General features: G+C 72.8%; 18 protein-coding genes. 14 read left to right on the top strand and 4 right to left on the bottom strand.

The annotated features are described in order from the left end of the window. Window positions 1–96 precede the first annotated feature (96 nt). Complete coding sequence (ung, locus tag ACFY29_RS18730) at window positions 97–813, top strand: uracil-DNA glycosylase (protein ID WP_386987713.1); 717 nt, start codon at window positions 97–99, stop codon at window positions 811–813. Here the strand turns inward: ung and ACFY29_RS18725 are convergent. Next, entirely contained in the window at window positions 796–1,500 is a 705-nt protein-coding gene (locus tag ACFY29_RS18725) for a helix-turn-helix domain-containing protein (protein WP_386987710.1), read from the bottom strand. The genes ung and ACFY29_RS18725 overlap by 18 nt on opposite strands. Window positions 1,501–1,844: 344 nt before the next feature. Here ACFY29_RS18725 and tsaB point away from each other — a divergent pair, with 344 nt between their 5' ends. From tsaB to ACFY29_RS18695, 6 genes are all read left to right on the top strand, one after another. Continuing rightward, the gene (gene tsaB, locus ACFY29_RS18720) at window positions 1,845–2,522 is read left to right on the top strand and encodes a tRNA (adenosine(37)-N6)-threonylcarbamoyltransferase complex dimerization subunit type 1 TsaB (protein WP_328420390.1); all 678 of its coding nucleotides are present in this window, start codon (window positions 1,845–1,847) and stop codon (window positions 2,520–2,522) included. Between the two features lie 55 nt (window positions 2,523–2,577). Then, window positions 2,578–3,060 carry a ribosomal protein S18-alanine N-acetyltransferase gene (gene rimI / locus ACFY29_RS18715; protein ID WP_328420388.1) on the top strand — a complete coding sequence of 161 codons (483 nt, stop codon included), beginning with the start codon at window positions 2,578–2,580 and terminating at the stop codon, window positions 3,058–3,060. Continuing rightward, window positions 3,053–4,099: a tRNA (adenosine(37)-N6)-threonylcarbamoyltransferase complex transferase subunit TsaD gene (gene tsaD, locus ACFY29_RS18710; RefSeq protein ID WP_328420386.1), complete on the top strand. Its 1,047-nt coding sequence runs from the start codon at window positions 3,053–3,055 to the stop codon at window positions 4,097–4,099. The genes rimI and tsaD overlap by 8 nt, the downstream gene beginning before the upstream one ends. A gap of 14 nt (window positions 4,100–4,113) precedes the next feature. Next, window positions 4,114–4,368 (top strand): hypothetical protein, encoded by a 255-nt coding sequence (locus ACFY29_RS18705; protein ID WP_386988503.1) that lies wholly within the window; start codon window positions 4,114–4,116, stop codon window positions 4,366–4,368. A 93-nt stretch (window positions 4,369–4,461) separates the two neighbouring features. Then, window positions 4,462–6,162: an ABC transporter ATP-binding protein gene (locus tag ACFY29_RS18700; RefSeq protein WP_386987705.1), complete on the top strand. Its 1,701-nt coding sequence runs from the start codon at window positions 4,462–4,464 to the stop codon at window positions 6,160–6,162. After that, window positions 6,162–7,967 (top strand): ABC transporter ATP-binding protein, encoded by a 1,806-nt coding sequence (locus ACFY29_RS18695; protein WP_386987702.1) that lies wholly within the window; start codon window positions 6,162–6,164, stop codon window positions 7,965–7,967. The genes ACFY29_RS18700 and ACFY29_RS18695 overlap by 1 nt, the downstream gene beginning before the upstream one ends. Before the next feature lie 3 nt (window positions 7,968–7,970). Here the strand turns inward: ACFY29_RS18695 and ACFY29_RS18690 are convergent, their stop codons facing one another. Next, complete coding sequence (locus ACFY29_RS18690) at window positions 7,971–8,711, bottom strand: DUF4142 domain-containing protein (RefSeq protein ID WP_328420380.1); 741 nt, start codon at window positions 8,709–8,711, stop codon at window positions 7,971–7,973. Window positions 8,712–9,022: 311 nt separating this feature from the next. Between ACFY29_RS18690 and ACFY29_RS18685 the strand changes: the two genes are divergently transcribed. From ACFY29_RS18685 to ACFY29_RS18655, 7 genes are all read left to right on the top strand, one after another. Next, window positions 9,023–9,562 (top strand): MauE/DoxX family redox-associated membrane protein, encoded by a 540-nt coding sequence (locus ACFY29_RS18685; protein ID WP_386987700.1) that lies wholly within the window; start codon window positions 9,023–9,025, stop codon window positions 9,560–9,562. 10 nt (window positions 9,563–9,572) lie between these two features. Continuing rightward, window positions 9,573–10,097, top strand: a complete 525-nt coding sequence (locus tag ACFY29_RS18680) for a hypothetical protein (RefSeq protein WP_386987697.1) — start codon at window positions 9,573–9,575, stop codon at window positions 10,095–10,097. A gap of 115 nt (window positions 10,098–10,212) precedes the next feature. After that, window positions 10,213–10,785 carry a hypothetical protein gene (locus ACFY29_RS18675; protein ID WP_328420374.1) on the top strand — a complete coding sequence of 191 codons (573 nt, stop codon included), beginning with the start codon at window positions 10,213–10,215 and terminating at the stop codon, window positions 10,783–10,785. Then, window positions 10,782–11,210, top strand: coding sequence for a hypothetical protein (locus ACFY29_RS18670; protein WP_386987694.1), 429 nt, complete (start codon window positions 10,782–10,784; stop codon window positions 11,208–11,210). Before ACFY29_RS18675 ends, ACFY29_RS18670 begins: the two co-directional genes overlap by 4 nt. Before the next feature lie 13 nt (window positions 11,211–11,223). Then, complete coding sequence (locus ACFY29_RS18665) at window positions 11,224–11,766, top strand: hypothetical protein (protein ID WP_328420370.1); 543 nt, start codon at window positions 11,224–11,226, stop codon at window positions 11,764–11,766. Beyond that, entirely contained in the window at window positions 11,763–12,086 is a 324-nt protein-coding gene (locus tag ACFY29_RS18660) for a hypothetical protein (protein WP_355608172.1), read from the top strand. The genes ACFY29_RS18665 and ACFY29_RS18660 overlap by 4 nt, the downstream gene beginning before the upstream one ends. 73 nt (window positions 12,087–12,159) lie before the next feature. Then, entirely contained in the window at window positions 12,160–12,417 is a 258-nt protein-coding gene (locus tag ACFY29_RS18655; RefSeq protein ID WP_328420366.1) for a hypothetical protein, read from the top strand. 53 nt (window positions 12,418–12,470) lie between these two features. Here ACFY29_RS18655 and ACFY29_RS18650 read toward each other — a convergent pair whose 3' ends face one another. Both ACFY29_RS18650 and ACFY29_RS18645 read right to left on the bottom strand, forming a co-directional pair. After that, the gene (locus ACFY29_RS18650) at window positions 12,471–12,779 is read right to left on the bottom strand and encodes a DUF1707 domain-containing protein (protein ID WP_328420364.1); all 309 of its coding nucleotides are present in this window, start codon (window positions 12,777–12,779) and stop codon (window positions 12,471–12,473) included. An 18-nt stretch (window positions 12,780–12,797) separates the two neighbouring features. Beyond that, window positions 12,798–13,979 carry an ROK family transcriptional regulator gene (locus ACFY29_RS18645; RefSeq protein WP_328420362.1) on the bottom strand — a complete coding sequence of 394 codons (1,182 nt, stop codon included), beginning with the start codon at window positions 13,977–13,979 and terminating at the stop codon, window positions 12,798–12,800. Window positions 13,980–13,992: the final 13 nt, after the last annotated feature.

Genomic DNA, 13,992 nt, shown 5'->3' with positions numbered 1-13,992 from the left:
TCGTGGGTCGGCTCCGCGTCGTCGCTCGGTGACCGGGGCCGTGCGGTGTCGGTGGCGACTGGTAGGAAGATGGCGATCGACTACGAAAGGTTGCCGATGTCCCACGACGGCCCCACCCTGGACCTGCCGGCGCTGCTGCCGCAGGGCTGGCGTACCGCGCTCACCCCGCACCTCGATCCGTCCCGCACCGCGGAGCTGGCCGCGTTCGTCGGGGGGGAATACGCAACCCGCGCCGTCTTCCCGCCGGTCGAGGACCTCTTCTCGGCCTACCGGCTCTGCGCGCCGGCCGACTGCCGGGTTCTGATCCTCGGGCAGGACCCCTACCACAAGGCGGGGCAGGCGCACGGGCTCAGCTTCAGCGTGCGCGAGGGCGTGACCGTGCCGCCGTCGCTGCGCAACGTCTTCAAGGAGCTGGGCGAGGATCTCGGCGTGCCGAAGCCGCGCGGCGGCAACCTCAGTGGCTGGGCGGCGCAGGGCGTGCTGTTGCTCAACTCCGTCCTCACCGTCCGTGAGGCCACGCCCGGCTCGCACGCCAACCGCGGCTGGGAGGAGTTCACCGACGCCACGATCCGGGCGCTCGACGCGCTGGATTCCCGGGTGGTCTTCTTGCTCTGGGGCGGCTACGCGCGCAAGAAGGCCGCCCTGGTCACCAACCCGCAGCACGTGGTGCTGGAGGCCGGGCACCCCAGTCCGATGAATCCGCGCGGTTTCCTGGGCAGCCGCCCATTCAGCGCGGCCAACAAGGCACTCGCCGACGCCGGCCTGCCCACCATCGACTGGGAGCGCACCGCCGGTTCAGCGGCCGCTGGCTAGCTGCCGGGCCCGGTAGCGGCGCAGCAGGTCGCCGGCTCGCGGGTCGGTCAGCTCCAGTTGGGCCAGCGGCACCACCCGGTAACCCCGTCCAGCGTGGCGCACCTCGATCGTCTCGGGCAGCTCGTCGCACATCGTCGCCCTGATCTCGCCGTAGCGGGTCGACCAGACGTGCTCGCCCTGCTGCTCGGGCTCCAACCGCACCCCGCCGAACTCACCCCAACGGGCGTTCCACCGCTGGCCGTAGGCCGCCTCCAGCCAGCGGGTGAACCGTTCCGAGTCGTGCCAACGCACGGCGATCTCCAGTGCGTCGACGGGCACCGGCGCGCCCTGCAACAGCGCCGCCGTGCCTCCGGTGATCACCTGCGGGAAGTCGGCGAGCCGGTCCAGCGCCCGATCCAGGCCGAGCTCGTCGATGCGCTCGGCAAGCGGTCGGGCGGCCAGTTCGGCGATCCGGGCGTCGAGGTGGGCGTCGAGCGGCTCGACCCCGACGGCCAACTGGACATCCATGGCGGCGAGCAACCGCTCCAACACCAGGATGCTGGGCGCCCGGTCGCCGCTTTCGATCCGGGCCACCGCCGCCTGGCTGACCCCGGTCAGTTCGGCAAGCTCGCGCTGGCTCAGCTCGCGCAAGTGTCGTTGTCGTCGCACGGTGGCACCGAGGAGGGGGACGAGGCGAGTGGATGACATCCCGGCATGGTGGACCAGGCCGAACTGACGGCGATACCGCTGAGCAAGATTGATGACTCGCCGACATTCCCTGCCGGGGATCGCCTCGGCGTTGACCCGGCTCCGGACGGCGGGCCTCGCCCTGATGAGCGTGATACCTGTGAGGCATAAATATGACTCACAGGTATCACGCCTATCGGCGGATGTGCTGCCGGCCGGGTACGCCGTCGCCGGCCCACGCTGAACCGCGCCGGGCCGCGTCGGTAGTCGGGGCGGTGGTCGGGGCGGTGGTCGGGCCGGGGCGGTGCTGTGTGCGGGGCGGGGCGTGACCGGGACGGCGGGCGGGGCGGCTAGGCTGGCTTACCGTGCTCGTACTCGTGGTGGACAGCTCGACCCCCGCGGTGACCGCGGCGCTGGTGGAGGTCTCGGCGGACGGTGTGGCGTCCCGAGCGCACCGGTGCACGGTCGACGCCCGCGCCCACGGCGAACTGCTCGCGCCTCAGGTTGACGCGGTCCTCGCCGATGTTGACGCGCGCCCGCGCGACCTGGGTGCGATTGTCACCGGGCTCGGCCCGGGGCCGTTCACCGGGCTGCGGGTCGGCCTGGTCACCGCAGCCACCATGGGCCAGGTGCTCGGCATCCCCACGTACGGCGTCTGCTCCCTGGATGGGATCGGCTACCCGGCGGCGGCCGGCGAGCCGGTGCTGGCCGCCAGCGACGCTCGCCGCAAGGAGCTCTACTGGGCCGTCTACGACGGCGCTGGCCAGCGGATCGTCGGACCCGAGGTGTCCGCGCCGGCGGTCGCCGCCGCCCGCGCCCGGGAGCTGGGGGCGACGGTTGCGGTGGGTGATGGTGCCCACCGGTACGCGGACACGCTCGGTCTGCCGGTCCGGGTGGAGCCGCGCTACCCGGACGCCACCGTGCTGGCGCTGCTCGCCGCCGAGCGGATCCGGGCCGGGGCGCCCACCGAGCGGCTCACCCCGCTCTACCTGCGCCGCCCGGACGCCGTGGCGGCGACCAGCCACAAACCGGTCCTCCCGTGAGCGCGAGGAGTGAGCCGGGGTTGCGAGCCCCGCAGTCGCGAACCGAGGTCACACCGTGACGGCGGTGCGGCTGGAGCGGTTCCGCTGGTGGCACATCGACCAGGTGCTGCCGATCGAGGCGGACCTCTTCGGCGCCGAACAGTGGTCGCCGGCGATGTTCTGGAACGAGCTGGCCAACCGGCACCACTACCGGGTCGCCATTGATGCCGACGGCACAGTGCTCGGCTACGCCGGGCTCGCCGGGGCTCCGCCGGACGAGGTGTGGGTGCAGAACATCGCGGTCCGCCGCGACGCCCAGCGGCGCGGCGTCGGCCGTGCCCTGCTGGAGGAGTTGCTCGCCGAGGCCGCCCGGCGCGGTGTGCGCAGCACCCTGCTGGAGGTCGCCGTGGACAACGCCCCCGCCCAGCGGCTCTACGCGACGTACGGGTTCGAGCCGATCGGGGTGCGGCGCGGCTACTACCAACCGAGCAACACCGACGCGTTGGTCATGCAGCGCGTCGCCGAGCCGACCGGGGACGGACCACACGACCATGGCTGACGAACCGCTGATCCTGGGCATCGAGACCTCCTGCGACGAGACCGGCGTCGGCATCGTGCGGGGGCACACCCTGCTGGCCGACGCGCTCGCCTCCAGCGTCGAGGAGCACGCCCGGTTCGGGGGAGTGGTGCCCGAGGTGGCCAGCCGGGCCCACCTGGAGGCCATCGTGCCGACCATGGACCGGGCACTGCGCGAAGCCGGGGTCACCCTGGCCGACATCGACGCGATCGCGGTCACCTCCGGCCCCGGGCTGGCCGGCGCGCTGCTGGTCGGCGTCGCCGCCGCCAAGGGGTACGCGCTCGCTGCCGAGAAGCCGGTGTACGGGGTCAACCACCTGGCCGCGCACGTCGCGGTGGACACCCTGGAGCACGGCCCGCTGCCCGAACCCGCAATCGCGCTGTTGGTCTCCGGCGGGCACTCGTCTCTCCTGCTGATCGACGACCTGGCCCGGGGCGTCACCCCGCTCGGCGCCACCATCGACGACGCGGCCGGTGAGGCGTTCGACAAGGTCGCCCGGCTGCTCGGGCTGCCGTTTCCGGGCGGCCCGCCCATCGACCGCGAGGCGCGGGCCGGGGACGCCGCCGCCATCGCCTTCCCGCGTGGCCTGACCGCCGCGAAGGACCTCGCCGCGCATCGGTACGACTTCTCGTTCTCCGGGCTGAAGACGGCGGTGGCCCGCTGGGTCGAGGCGCGGCAGCGCGCCGGTGAGTCGGTGCCGGTGCCCGACGTGGCCGCGTCGTTCCAGGAGGCGGTCTGCGACGTGCTGACCACGAAGGCGCTCGCCGCCTGCCGGGCGAACGGGATCGAGACCCTGGTGATCGGCGGGGGAGTGGCGGCGAATTCCCGGCTGCGGGCGATGGCCGAACAGCGGGCTGAGAAGTACGGCATCCGGGTTCGGGTGCCTCGGCCGAAGCTGTGCACGGACAACGGGGCGATGGTGGCCGCGCTCGGCTCGCACCTGGTCGCCGCGGGGGTCGCCCCGAGCCGGCTGGACCTGCCGGCCGATTCGGCGCTGCCGCTCACCACGGTCAGCGTGTGACGGGGGCGACGGACATGATCGTGCGGATGTGGGAGGCGCGCGCGGAGGCGTACGGCGTCGCCGACCTGATCACCTGGGTGTGCGACACCGCCCTGCCCGAGTTGGAGCACGACCCGCTGTACGTGTCCAGCGAGGTCTTCTCCTCCACCGACCACCGGGTGGTGGTCATCTCCAAGTGGCGCAGCAACCCGCGCCCACTGCCCGAACCGCCCGCGCTGCTGGTGGCCCGCCCCCCGCACTCCTGGGACTTCACCCAGGTCGACCGCTGACCCTGCCGGGCCCGGTGTCGGCCGTGAGTCACGGCACGTCCGGGCGGTAATTGGTTCGCCGGTTCGGTGCCAGCCGCCTAGCGTCGAGCCGCTATGCGCTTCTCACTGGCCGGCGAACCCGGCGTACCCGATTCCCGGTCGCCGACCCGCTACCTGATCTGGTTGGCCAGCCGGCACAAGCGGCTGTTCACCGGCGGCATCGCACTCGGTGTGGTGTGGATGGTGGCCCAGGCGCTGATGCCGGCCGCCGTCGGTCGTGCTGTCGACGGGCTTGCCCACCGCGACGAGGGCTCTTTGCTCACCTGGGGTCTCGTGCTGTTCGGGCTGGGCGTGCTTCAGGCGGTCGCCGGGATCCTGCGGCATCGTTTCGCGGTGCACAACTGGCTGGCCGGGGCGTACCGGACGGTGCAGTTGACCGTGGGGGCGGCGAACCGGCTCGGCGCCGCGCTGCCCCGCCGGGTGGCCGCTGGCGAGGTGGTGAGCATCGGCACGGCCGACATCGGCCAGATCGGGCACGCCATCGACATCACCGCCCGGGGCACCGGCTCGCTGGTCGCGATCGCCACCGTCGCGGTGATCCTGCTGAACGCCTCGATACCGCTCGGGCTGGTCGTGGTGCTCGGCGTACCGGTGCTGATGGCGGTGGTGGCGCTGCTCATCCGGCCGCTGCACCGCCAGCAGCAGGCGTACCGGGATGCGGAGGGGGCGCTGACCACCCGGGCCGGCGACATCGTCTCCGGGCTGCGGGTGCTGCGGGGTGTCGGCGGCGAGCCGGTGCTCTCCGCCCACTACCGGACCCGGTCGCAGGAGCTGCGTACGCGCGGCCTGCGGGTGGCCCGGGTGGAGTCGCTGCTGGAGGCGGCGCAGGTGCTGCTGCCCGGGGCCTTCCTGGTGCTGGTGACCTGGCTGGGTGCGCGGTTCGCGTTGCAGGGCCAGATCAGCGCCGGGCAACTGGTGGCCTTCTACGGCTACACCGCGTTCCTCGTCAGCCCGCTGCGCAACCTGACCGAGGCCGTCGACAAGCTGACCCGGGGGCACGTGTCGGCCCGCCGGGTGGTCCGGTTGCTGCAGCTCACCCCGGAGCTGGTCGACCCGGCGCAGCCGGTGGCGCTGCCGAACGGGCCGGGTGAGCTGGCCGATCCAGAGTCCGGGGTGGTGCTGCGGCCGGGGCGGTTCACCGCGTTGGCGACCGCCGCCCCCGAGGACGCGGTGGCGATCGTGGACCGGCTCGGCCGGTACACCGATTCGGACGTCACGCTGCACGGCGTACCGCTGCGGGCGCTGGCACTGGCGACGGTGCGCGGGCGGATCCTGGTGGCCGACAACGACGCACATCTGTTCACCGGCCCGCTCCGGGCGGAGCTGGACCCGCACGATCGGGGCGATGACGCGGTGCTCGGCGCGGCGCTGGCCGCGGCGAGCGCGACGGACATCGTCGAGGCGCTGCCGGACGGGCTGGACAGTGCGGTGGCCGAGCGCGGCCGGGAGTTCTCCGGCGGGCAGCGGCAGCGGCTGCGGTTGGCCCGTGCGCTGGTCGCCGACCCGGAGACGTTGCTGCTGGTCGAGCCGACCAGCGCGGTCGACGCGCACACCGAGGCCCGGATCGCGCAGCGGCTGGGTCCGGCCCGCGCGGGCCGGACCACCCTGGTCTGCACCACCAGCCCGCTGGTGCTCGGCCGGGCCGACCGGGTGATCTTCGTGGAGGACGGCAAGGTGGTGGCCGAGGGGACACACGCCGAGCTGCTGGACGGCGAGCCGCGCTACCGGGCGACGGTCAGTCGGGAGGAGGACTGATGGCCACCGCACTGCCGGTCGCCGACGCGCGGCAGGTCCGCCGGTACGCGCGGACGCTGGTCCGCCGGCACCCGCGCGCGCTGGCCCTCGCGCTCGGCCTGCACGCGCTGGCCGCCGCCGCCGGGCTGGTCGCCCCACGGCTGCTCGGCGACCTGGTGCAGGGCATCTCCCAGGGTGTCGTGCAGTCCACCGTGGACCGGATCGCGCTGCTGATCGCCGGGTTCGTGCTGGCTCAGTCGGTGCTGGTCCGGTTCGCCCACCTGGCGTCGTCCCGACTCGGTGAGCGCGTCCTCGCCGAGCTGCGCGAGGAGTTCGTGGACCGGATCCTCGACCTGCCGCTGGCCACCGTCGAGCGAGCCGGCACCGGGGACCTGCTCACCCGGACGTCCCGGGACGTCTCCGCGCTGTCCCGTACCGTCCGCCTGGCGGTGCCCGAAACGTTGATCGCGGTGGTCACCTCCGGCTTCATCGTCGGCGCGCTGCTGCTGATCGGTCCGCTGCTCGCGTTGCCCTGCCTGCTGGCGGTGCCGCTGCTCTTGGCCGGCACCCGCTGGTACCTGCGCCGCGCCCCCGCCGGCTACCTGCGGGAGAACGCGGCCTACTCGGACATCACCGACGGGATCAGCGAGACCGTCGAGGGTTCGCGGACCACCGAGGCACTGCGGCAGCAGGCGCGCCGCCGGGCCCGCACCGACGCGGACATCCGCCGGTCGTACGGGGCCGAGCGGTACACCCTCTACCTGCGGACCGTCTTCTTCCCGGTGGCCGAGATCGGGTACGTGGTGCCGGTGGTCGCCACGCTGCTGATCGGCGGATGGTTCTACCTGCGGGGCTGGGCCAGCCTCGGTCAGGTCACCGCTGCCACTCTCTACGTGCAGCAGTTGGTGGACCCGGTCGACCGGCTGCTCTCCTGGTTGGACGAGCTCCAGGTGGGCGGCGCCTCGATGGCCCGCCTGCTCGGGGTGGCCCGCACCGGTGAGACTCCCGCCGCCGTGCCGGCCGACGGCGGCGCGCCGGCTCGGGACGCGTCCTCCGACGCCGGCCCGGAGCAGCTCGTCGCCCGGGACGTCCGGTACGCGTACCGGACGGGACGGGACGTCCTGCACGGGGTGACCCTGGTGCCGCGGCCGGGGGAGAAGCTGGCCATGGTCGGGCCGTCCGGCGCCGGTAAGTCCACCCTGGGTCGGCTGCTGGCCGGGGTGCACGCCCCGCGCAGCGGCTCGGTGACCGTGGCCGGTCGTCGGCTGGACGAGCTGCCGTTGGACGAGCTGCGTTCGCACGTCGCGCTGGTCACCCAGGAGCACCACGTCTTCATCGGGCCGCTGCGCGAGAACGTGGCCATGGTCCGTCCGGGCGCCGACCCGGCGCAGGTGCGGGCGGCGCTCGCCGCGGTGGCCGCCCTGGAGTGGGCCGAGGCGCTGCCCGACGGGCTGGACACCGTGGTCGGTGCCGGTGGCCACCCGCTCTCCCCGGCGCAGGCGCAGCAGGTGGCGCTGGCCCGGCTGGTGCTGGCTGACCCGCACACCCTGGTGCTGGACGAGGCGACCTCACTGATCGACCCGCGCGCGGCGCGGGAGCTGGAACGCTCCCTGGCCGCCGTGCTGGCCGGCCGTACCGTGATCGCCATCGCGCACCGGCTCTTCTCGGCGCACGACGCCGACCGGGTGGCGGTGGTGGAGGACGGCCGGATCACCGAGTTGGGCCCGCACGAGGAGCTGGTGGCGGCCGACGGTTCGTACGCCGCGCTGTGGCGCTCCTGGCACCAGCCCGGCACCGATCCGGCCGCCGGCCCAGCCCGCGACTAGTGGTCAGGTGCGGCGCAGCATCCGGTAGGTGGCGATCCCGCCGGTGCCCAGCGCGGCGAGGAAGACCAGCCAGACGACGGTGCTGCTGACGCCGACCTGTGGGCCGGTGTTCGCCGCGGCGGCGGCGAGCAGGCCGTCGTTGCCGGGGGCGGGCAGCGCCGCCGGTGGCAGCTCGGGCCAGCGGACCAGCCCGGTGCTCTCCAGCATCTGCATGTGGTGCATCACGAACCCGTTGGCGTCGTCGCAGAGCTTGCGGACGGTGGCGTCCCGGGTGCTGGCCCGTACCGCGCCGATCACCGGGAAGATCTTGCCGTGAGCCACTCGGAGCCGGGTGACGAAGATCTGGTCGAACCGGGCGCCGGAGGCCTTCTGCATCTCCGACAGCCAGCCCTTCTGCTCGGCGGTCGGCTCGCTCGGGATGGTCGCGCCCAGCTTGTTGGCGGCGTTCACGACGAGCTGGTCGAGTTCCTGGTGCTCGTTGGCGATGCCCGCGCCGATCTCCCGGACCTTGGCCGACTGCCCCTTCTCGGCGGCCATCTGACCGGCCGGCATCTCCCACAGTCCGGCCAGCCGTACGCCGTTGAGCAGGGTCATGTCGGCGGCGTTGAGCTGCTGCCCGCCGGCGGGCGCGGCGACGGCCACGCCGGGCAGGACACCGACCCCCGCGACGATGGCGATGAGCAACATCGCCGCCCGGTGGGTCCGGTTGCCCAGCCGGCGACGGGCGGATCTGAGCGGTGCCATGTCTGCGGTGCCTCCTCGGTCCCGACCGATACGCGTCTGGACCGGGCAGCCGCACCCCTGCCGGCTGCCCGTCCGTCCACTGGTACGGACTGACCGCCCGATTAGTTCATCGGACGGCCCGGCTCGGCGGGTGTGGGACTACAGCGAATAAGCCTTCCGGTGAACCTTGACGCTCATCGATGCGCACCGTAAGAATTGGGTCTCGCAGAGCGACGATCGATCGGCGAAGGTGAATCCCTCAGGGGGAAGGCCGGTCAACACGGGGGTGGCGCGGTGTCGATGACCTATGCCCGGACACGGGTGACCGGAGCATGACTGGTTCCGCCCTCGCTGTGGGCCTGATCATCTGCGGCACCACCGCCGTCTTCGTCTCTACCGGGCTCGGCAAGCTGGCTGCTCCCGAAGCGAGCCGGGCGGCGGTAGCGGCGCTGCTCCGGCTGCCCGAGCCCAGAGCGCAGCGAGCGGTACGCCTGCTGGCCGTGGTGGAGACGCTCACCGGCATCGCCCTCATCGTTCCCAGCCTGCGCACCGCCGGAGCGGCGGTCGCCGGCGTGCTCGGCCTGCTCTTCGCCGGCGCCGGGCTGGTCGGCCGGGCACGCGGCCTCGCCACGCCGTGCGGTTGCTTCGGGCAACGCGACAGTCGCCCGCTGGGCCTCCGGTCGGTGCTCGTCGGGCTCGCTCTCGGTGCCGGGGCGCTCGTCGTGCTCCGCGGCGCCGCGGACGCCGTCCCCCGCCCCGACCTGCTCCCGATCGGCGTCGCCGGCCTGACGGTGCTGCTCGCCGTCTGGATCTGGCGGGACATGGTTCGTGAGCTGGTCCGCCCCCGGCCGACGGCCGCCACACACGACTGAGGAGTGCGCCATGACGTACGTGTTCGGGATCGCCCTTCTGGTCCTCGCCGGGGGCGTGGTGGTCCTCTTCGCGATGCTCGGTCAGCTCGCCGACCGCGCGGGCGTCACCCCGTCCCAGGGCAGCGGTATCCGACTGCTGGAGGAGGCCCACGTCGGCCGGGTGCCGGCCGCCTGGCCCGCCGGTCTGGCCGGATTCGGCGACGGGCCGCTGCGGATCGTCCTGGTGCTCAGCACGGCCTGCTCCAGCTGCCGTACGGTGGCCGGCCAACTCGCCGACCATGCCGACGTGGCGGACATCGCCGTGGCCGTCTCCACCGCGGATGCCGCCGCCGGCGCGGAGTTCGTCGCCACGAACGGGTTGGCCCGGCTGCCGCACCACGTCGACGAGGGCGGTGACTGGGTTGCCGGCGAGTTCGGCATCGCGGTCAGCCCGGCCGCTCTCGTGTTCCGGGACGGGATGCTGATCTCCGCCCTGGCGTTCACCGACTTCACCATGCTGCGGTCGACGGTTTCGCCGACCCGCCAGCGCGTGTAGGACCAACCCTCCGTCGCACCCGCCGCCAACCGGGAAGGAGTCCGCCATGGTCCTCTGGGTCGTCCTCGGCATAACCGGAGCCATGCTGCAGGCCCTCAGCCCTTGAGGCGTGTCCATGGCCGGGGTCGCCGGTCCCATGTTGCGGCGGAACGCGTTTGAGGGCGTCCGGTTCCTCGTCGGCCTCGCGGTCGGCGGGCTGATCGCTGGTGTGATCCTCGCGGTTCCGGTGTATTTCGCGGGCTCCCTGCTCCAGCAGGCGCTGCCCGAGTGGCTACGGCTGGTGCTGTTGGCGGCAGTCGCCGGGTGGCTGGGCGTGTCCGATGTGCGCGACCGTACCCCGCACATCTGGCGGCAGGTCCCGCAGCGGCTGGTCCGCACCCTGCCGGGCGGGACGCTCGGCGTGGTCTGGGGCATTGACCTGGGACTGCTCTTCACCACGCAGAAGACGGTGTCGCTGATCTGGCTCTCGCTCGCTGCCGTCCTGCTGGTGGACGCCGGGTCGGCGCCGTTGGTGCTCTTCTGCGTCGTCCTCGTCGCCAGCCTGCTGGTGTCGCTGTGGAGCCTGACCAGGTATGCCGACCTACCGGAGAAGAGGAGTCGGAAATGGGTGGTCCGGGCACGGCGCGTCTCAGGCGTGACGATCCTGGCCGTCGCGCTGTCCCTCGTCGCGACGGTCGTCCAGACATGACACCGGTGCTGGAGCCGGACCCCGCCAAGGGGCAGGTCGTGGTGACCCGGTTCAACTGCGGCAGCCTGCCCAAGGTGCTGCTGATCCTGGTGCTGCACCTACGCCTGAAACGGCACGTCCGACGGGCCGCCAAGGGATACCTCGGCATCAAGGTGCTGGTCGACTGGCGGCAGCGGGTGGTGCTCAGCATCTCGCTCTGGCAGGACCTGGACAGCGTGTACTCGATGGGCGGCATCCCACGACACGTGGGCGCGTCGCGGGCCCCCGGCCGGTTCGGCATCACCACCACCTGCGGCGTCTTCTGCTACGCCGGCGAATGGACGCGGGTCATGTTCGGCGGATCCACCCGGGCCACCTCGCCGCTGCATCCGCCGGCCCCGGCTCCCGAGCCCGAGCCACGACCGGCCGACACCTCGATCGCATGAAGGAAGGGCCTCGATGAACTACCTGACCATCATCGTGATGCTGCTCGTGGCGGGTGCCGTCGTGCTGCTGTTCGCCATGGCCGGCGAGATGTACGCCCGGACCGGCGGACTGGAGGGCTCGCCCGAGTCAACCCCCGGCGGCACCGGGGTACGACCGCTTGAAGGCGCCCGGTTCGGCTCCCGGCCGGGCACGTGGCCGGAGCCGTTCGCCCGGTTCGGCACCGGCGGGCCGTACCTGCTCCTGGTGCTCAGCACGAGTTGTGCGAGCTGCGAGGACGTCGCGGCGCAGCTCGCTGATCAACCCGACACCGGCGATGTCGGTGTCGTCGTCACCTCTGCCACGTTCGGCGACGCGGTCGAGTTCGTCCAGCGTCATGGCCTCGCCCGGTTGCCGTACCTCATCGACGAGGGCGCGGCCTGGGTCTCCACCGAGTTCGGCGTCAAGATCAGCCCGTCCGCCGCAGTCGTCAAGGACGGACGGCTGGTTTCCGCATTGTTGTTCACCGATGTCGCGGCAGTCCGTGCCGCGGTGCAGGCAACGAAGGAGGCGGTATGAGCAACGACGAACACGAGGCCCCCCGGTCTCGTGGAGGCGGGACCCGGCGTGGGTTCCTCGCCAAGTTGGGCGCGATCGGCCTGGTCACCTCGGGCGCGGTGTTCGCCCGGTCCACGCCGGCGATGGCGGCCAACTACCAGTGCTGCAACCTGGTCTTCCCGCCGCCCAGCAGCAAGTTCATCAGTTTCAGTTCGTGCCGGGCGGCCACGAACTACACCTGGTCGTGTACGACCTCCGGCGGCTTCCTCTGGTGCCAGTGCTGCGAGAAGAAGTCCGGCAGCACGACCGTCGGGTCGGCCGCGTCCTGCCAGTACGGCTGATCGTCCGCGCTCGACAGCGCCAGCAACGTCCGAGATTCCAGCACCGCCACTGAGACCAGAGAGGGGTCGTGCAGTGAAACTTCCCATCGACCGGGGCCTCGTCGTTGTGGACGAGGAGGCCGACGGCACCCGGACCGTCAAGGTCTGTGCCGACATCAGGAACGGCCAGGCCGTCGACGTCTTCGCCGAGCACAACGGCGCCGACCGGGTGAAGATCCACGACGGGGTGGACCTCACCCGGCGTGGTCGGCGTAGCTTCTCCACCCAGATCCTCGAAGTGTTCGACGAGGAGGGTGTGGTCAACATCAAGCGGGTCAGCTCCCACAGCTGACCGGCGGGCTGTCGGGTGGGGCGCGACCGAGCCCCACCCGGCGGTGGCCCGGGTCAGCGGGTGACGGCGAGGAACCCGCCGAGCAGCAGCAGGGTCAGCGCGGCGACGGCGAAGAGCACCAGCAGCTCTCGACGGCCTTGCCCGGCGTGGTCGCCGTCGGCCGTCGCGTTGGCGGACGGGTCGGGCAGGACCGGCAGGTCGCGGGTGAGCGCGGCCAGGTCACCGAGGGTGCGTGCGGTCCACACCGCACCGACCCGATCGGAGAACTCGTCCAGGGTTAGCCGGCCCGCCGTGGTGTGCCGGTGCAGCTCGGCGACCACCCGGTTGCGGTCGTCGTCGGAGGCGCGCAGCTCGACATCCACGCCGGACAGGGTACGCGCTCAGCCGGCGTCGAGCGGGTCCGCGAGCAGCCGCTCGAACGCCAGCTCGGCCGCACCGATCAGGGCCGCATCCTGACCCAGCTTGGGCGTCCGCAGGCGGACGTGCTCCAGGCAGGCACCGAGCGCGTTGGAGTTGAGCCGGCTGCGTACCTGGGCCGCCGAGGCGAGGTACAGGTCGCGGATGGTGCCACCGAAGATGACCATCTCCGGGTTGAAGATGTTCACCAGGTTGGCCACGCCGAAGCCGAGCCAGTCACCCGCCTGGCGGACCGCCGTCTGGGCGCGGGCGTCGCCCCGGCCGGCGGCGTCGAAGAGCGCCAGCAGCGCGTCCCGGCCGCGGGCGTCCGGCCGGCTGGCGGCACGGAACAGGCCGTACTCACCGATCACGGTCTGCCAGCAGCCCCGGGAGCCGCACTCGCAGGGCTCGCCCTCGCGGACCACCTTCATGTGGCCGACCTCGCCGCCGTACCCGCCGTGCCCGGTCAACCGGCGCCCGCCGGCGATGATCCCGGCTCCCACCCCGACGTCGCCGTACAGGTAGATGACGTCGTCGCAGCCGGCTGCCACTCCCCGGGCGTGCTCGGCGACGGCGGCCACGTCGGCCACGTTGCCCACGGTGATCGGCTGGTCCAGGCCCAGCTCCGCGCTGAGCGCCGCGCCGATCGGCTCGTCCACCCAACCGCTGGTCGGCGCGAGCAGGGCCAGGCCGTCGTCGCGGCGCACCATCCCGCAGACGGCGACGCCGGTGCCGACGCACATCGCGCCGGCTGGCACCGCCTGCTGCATCTCCTTGGCCGCCCCGGCCAGCAGCGGCGCGGCCTCCGCGGCCAGCAACCCCCGGGGCCGGTCCAGCTCCCGGCGGTCCAGCACCGCGCCACCGAGACCGACCCGGGCGGCCCGCAGCCGGTCCACCTCAATGGAGTACGCGTACGCGTAGACCCGGACCGACTCGGGCCGGACCTCCAGGGACGGTCGGCCGGCACGCCTGGTCTGCTTCGGCGTCGCCTCGGTGACCAGCCCGGCACCGGCCAGGTCGGCGGTCAACGCGCCGATGGTGCTGCGGTTCAACCCCAGCGTGGTGGTCAGCTCGGCGCGGGTGGTCGCCCCATGGACGTGCACATGGCGCAGCAGGGCGCCGAGATTCTGCCGGCGGATCTCGTCCTGACTCGGCCCGGTGCGCATGGTCGACGACACC

The organism is Micromonospora sp. NPDC000668, assembly GCF_042897975.1.
Taxonomy (GTDB): Bacteria; Actinomycetota; Actinomycetes; order Mycobacteriales; family Micromonosporaceae; genus Micromonospora.
Note: the sequence above shows the minus strand (reverse complement) of the source record. Positions and strands in the feature narration are given on the sequence as shown.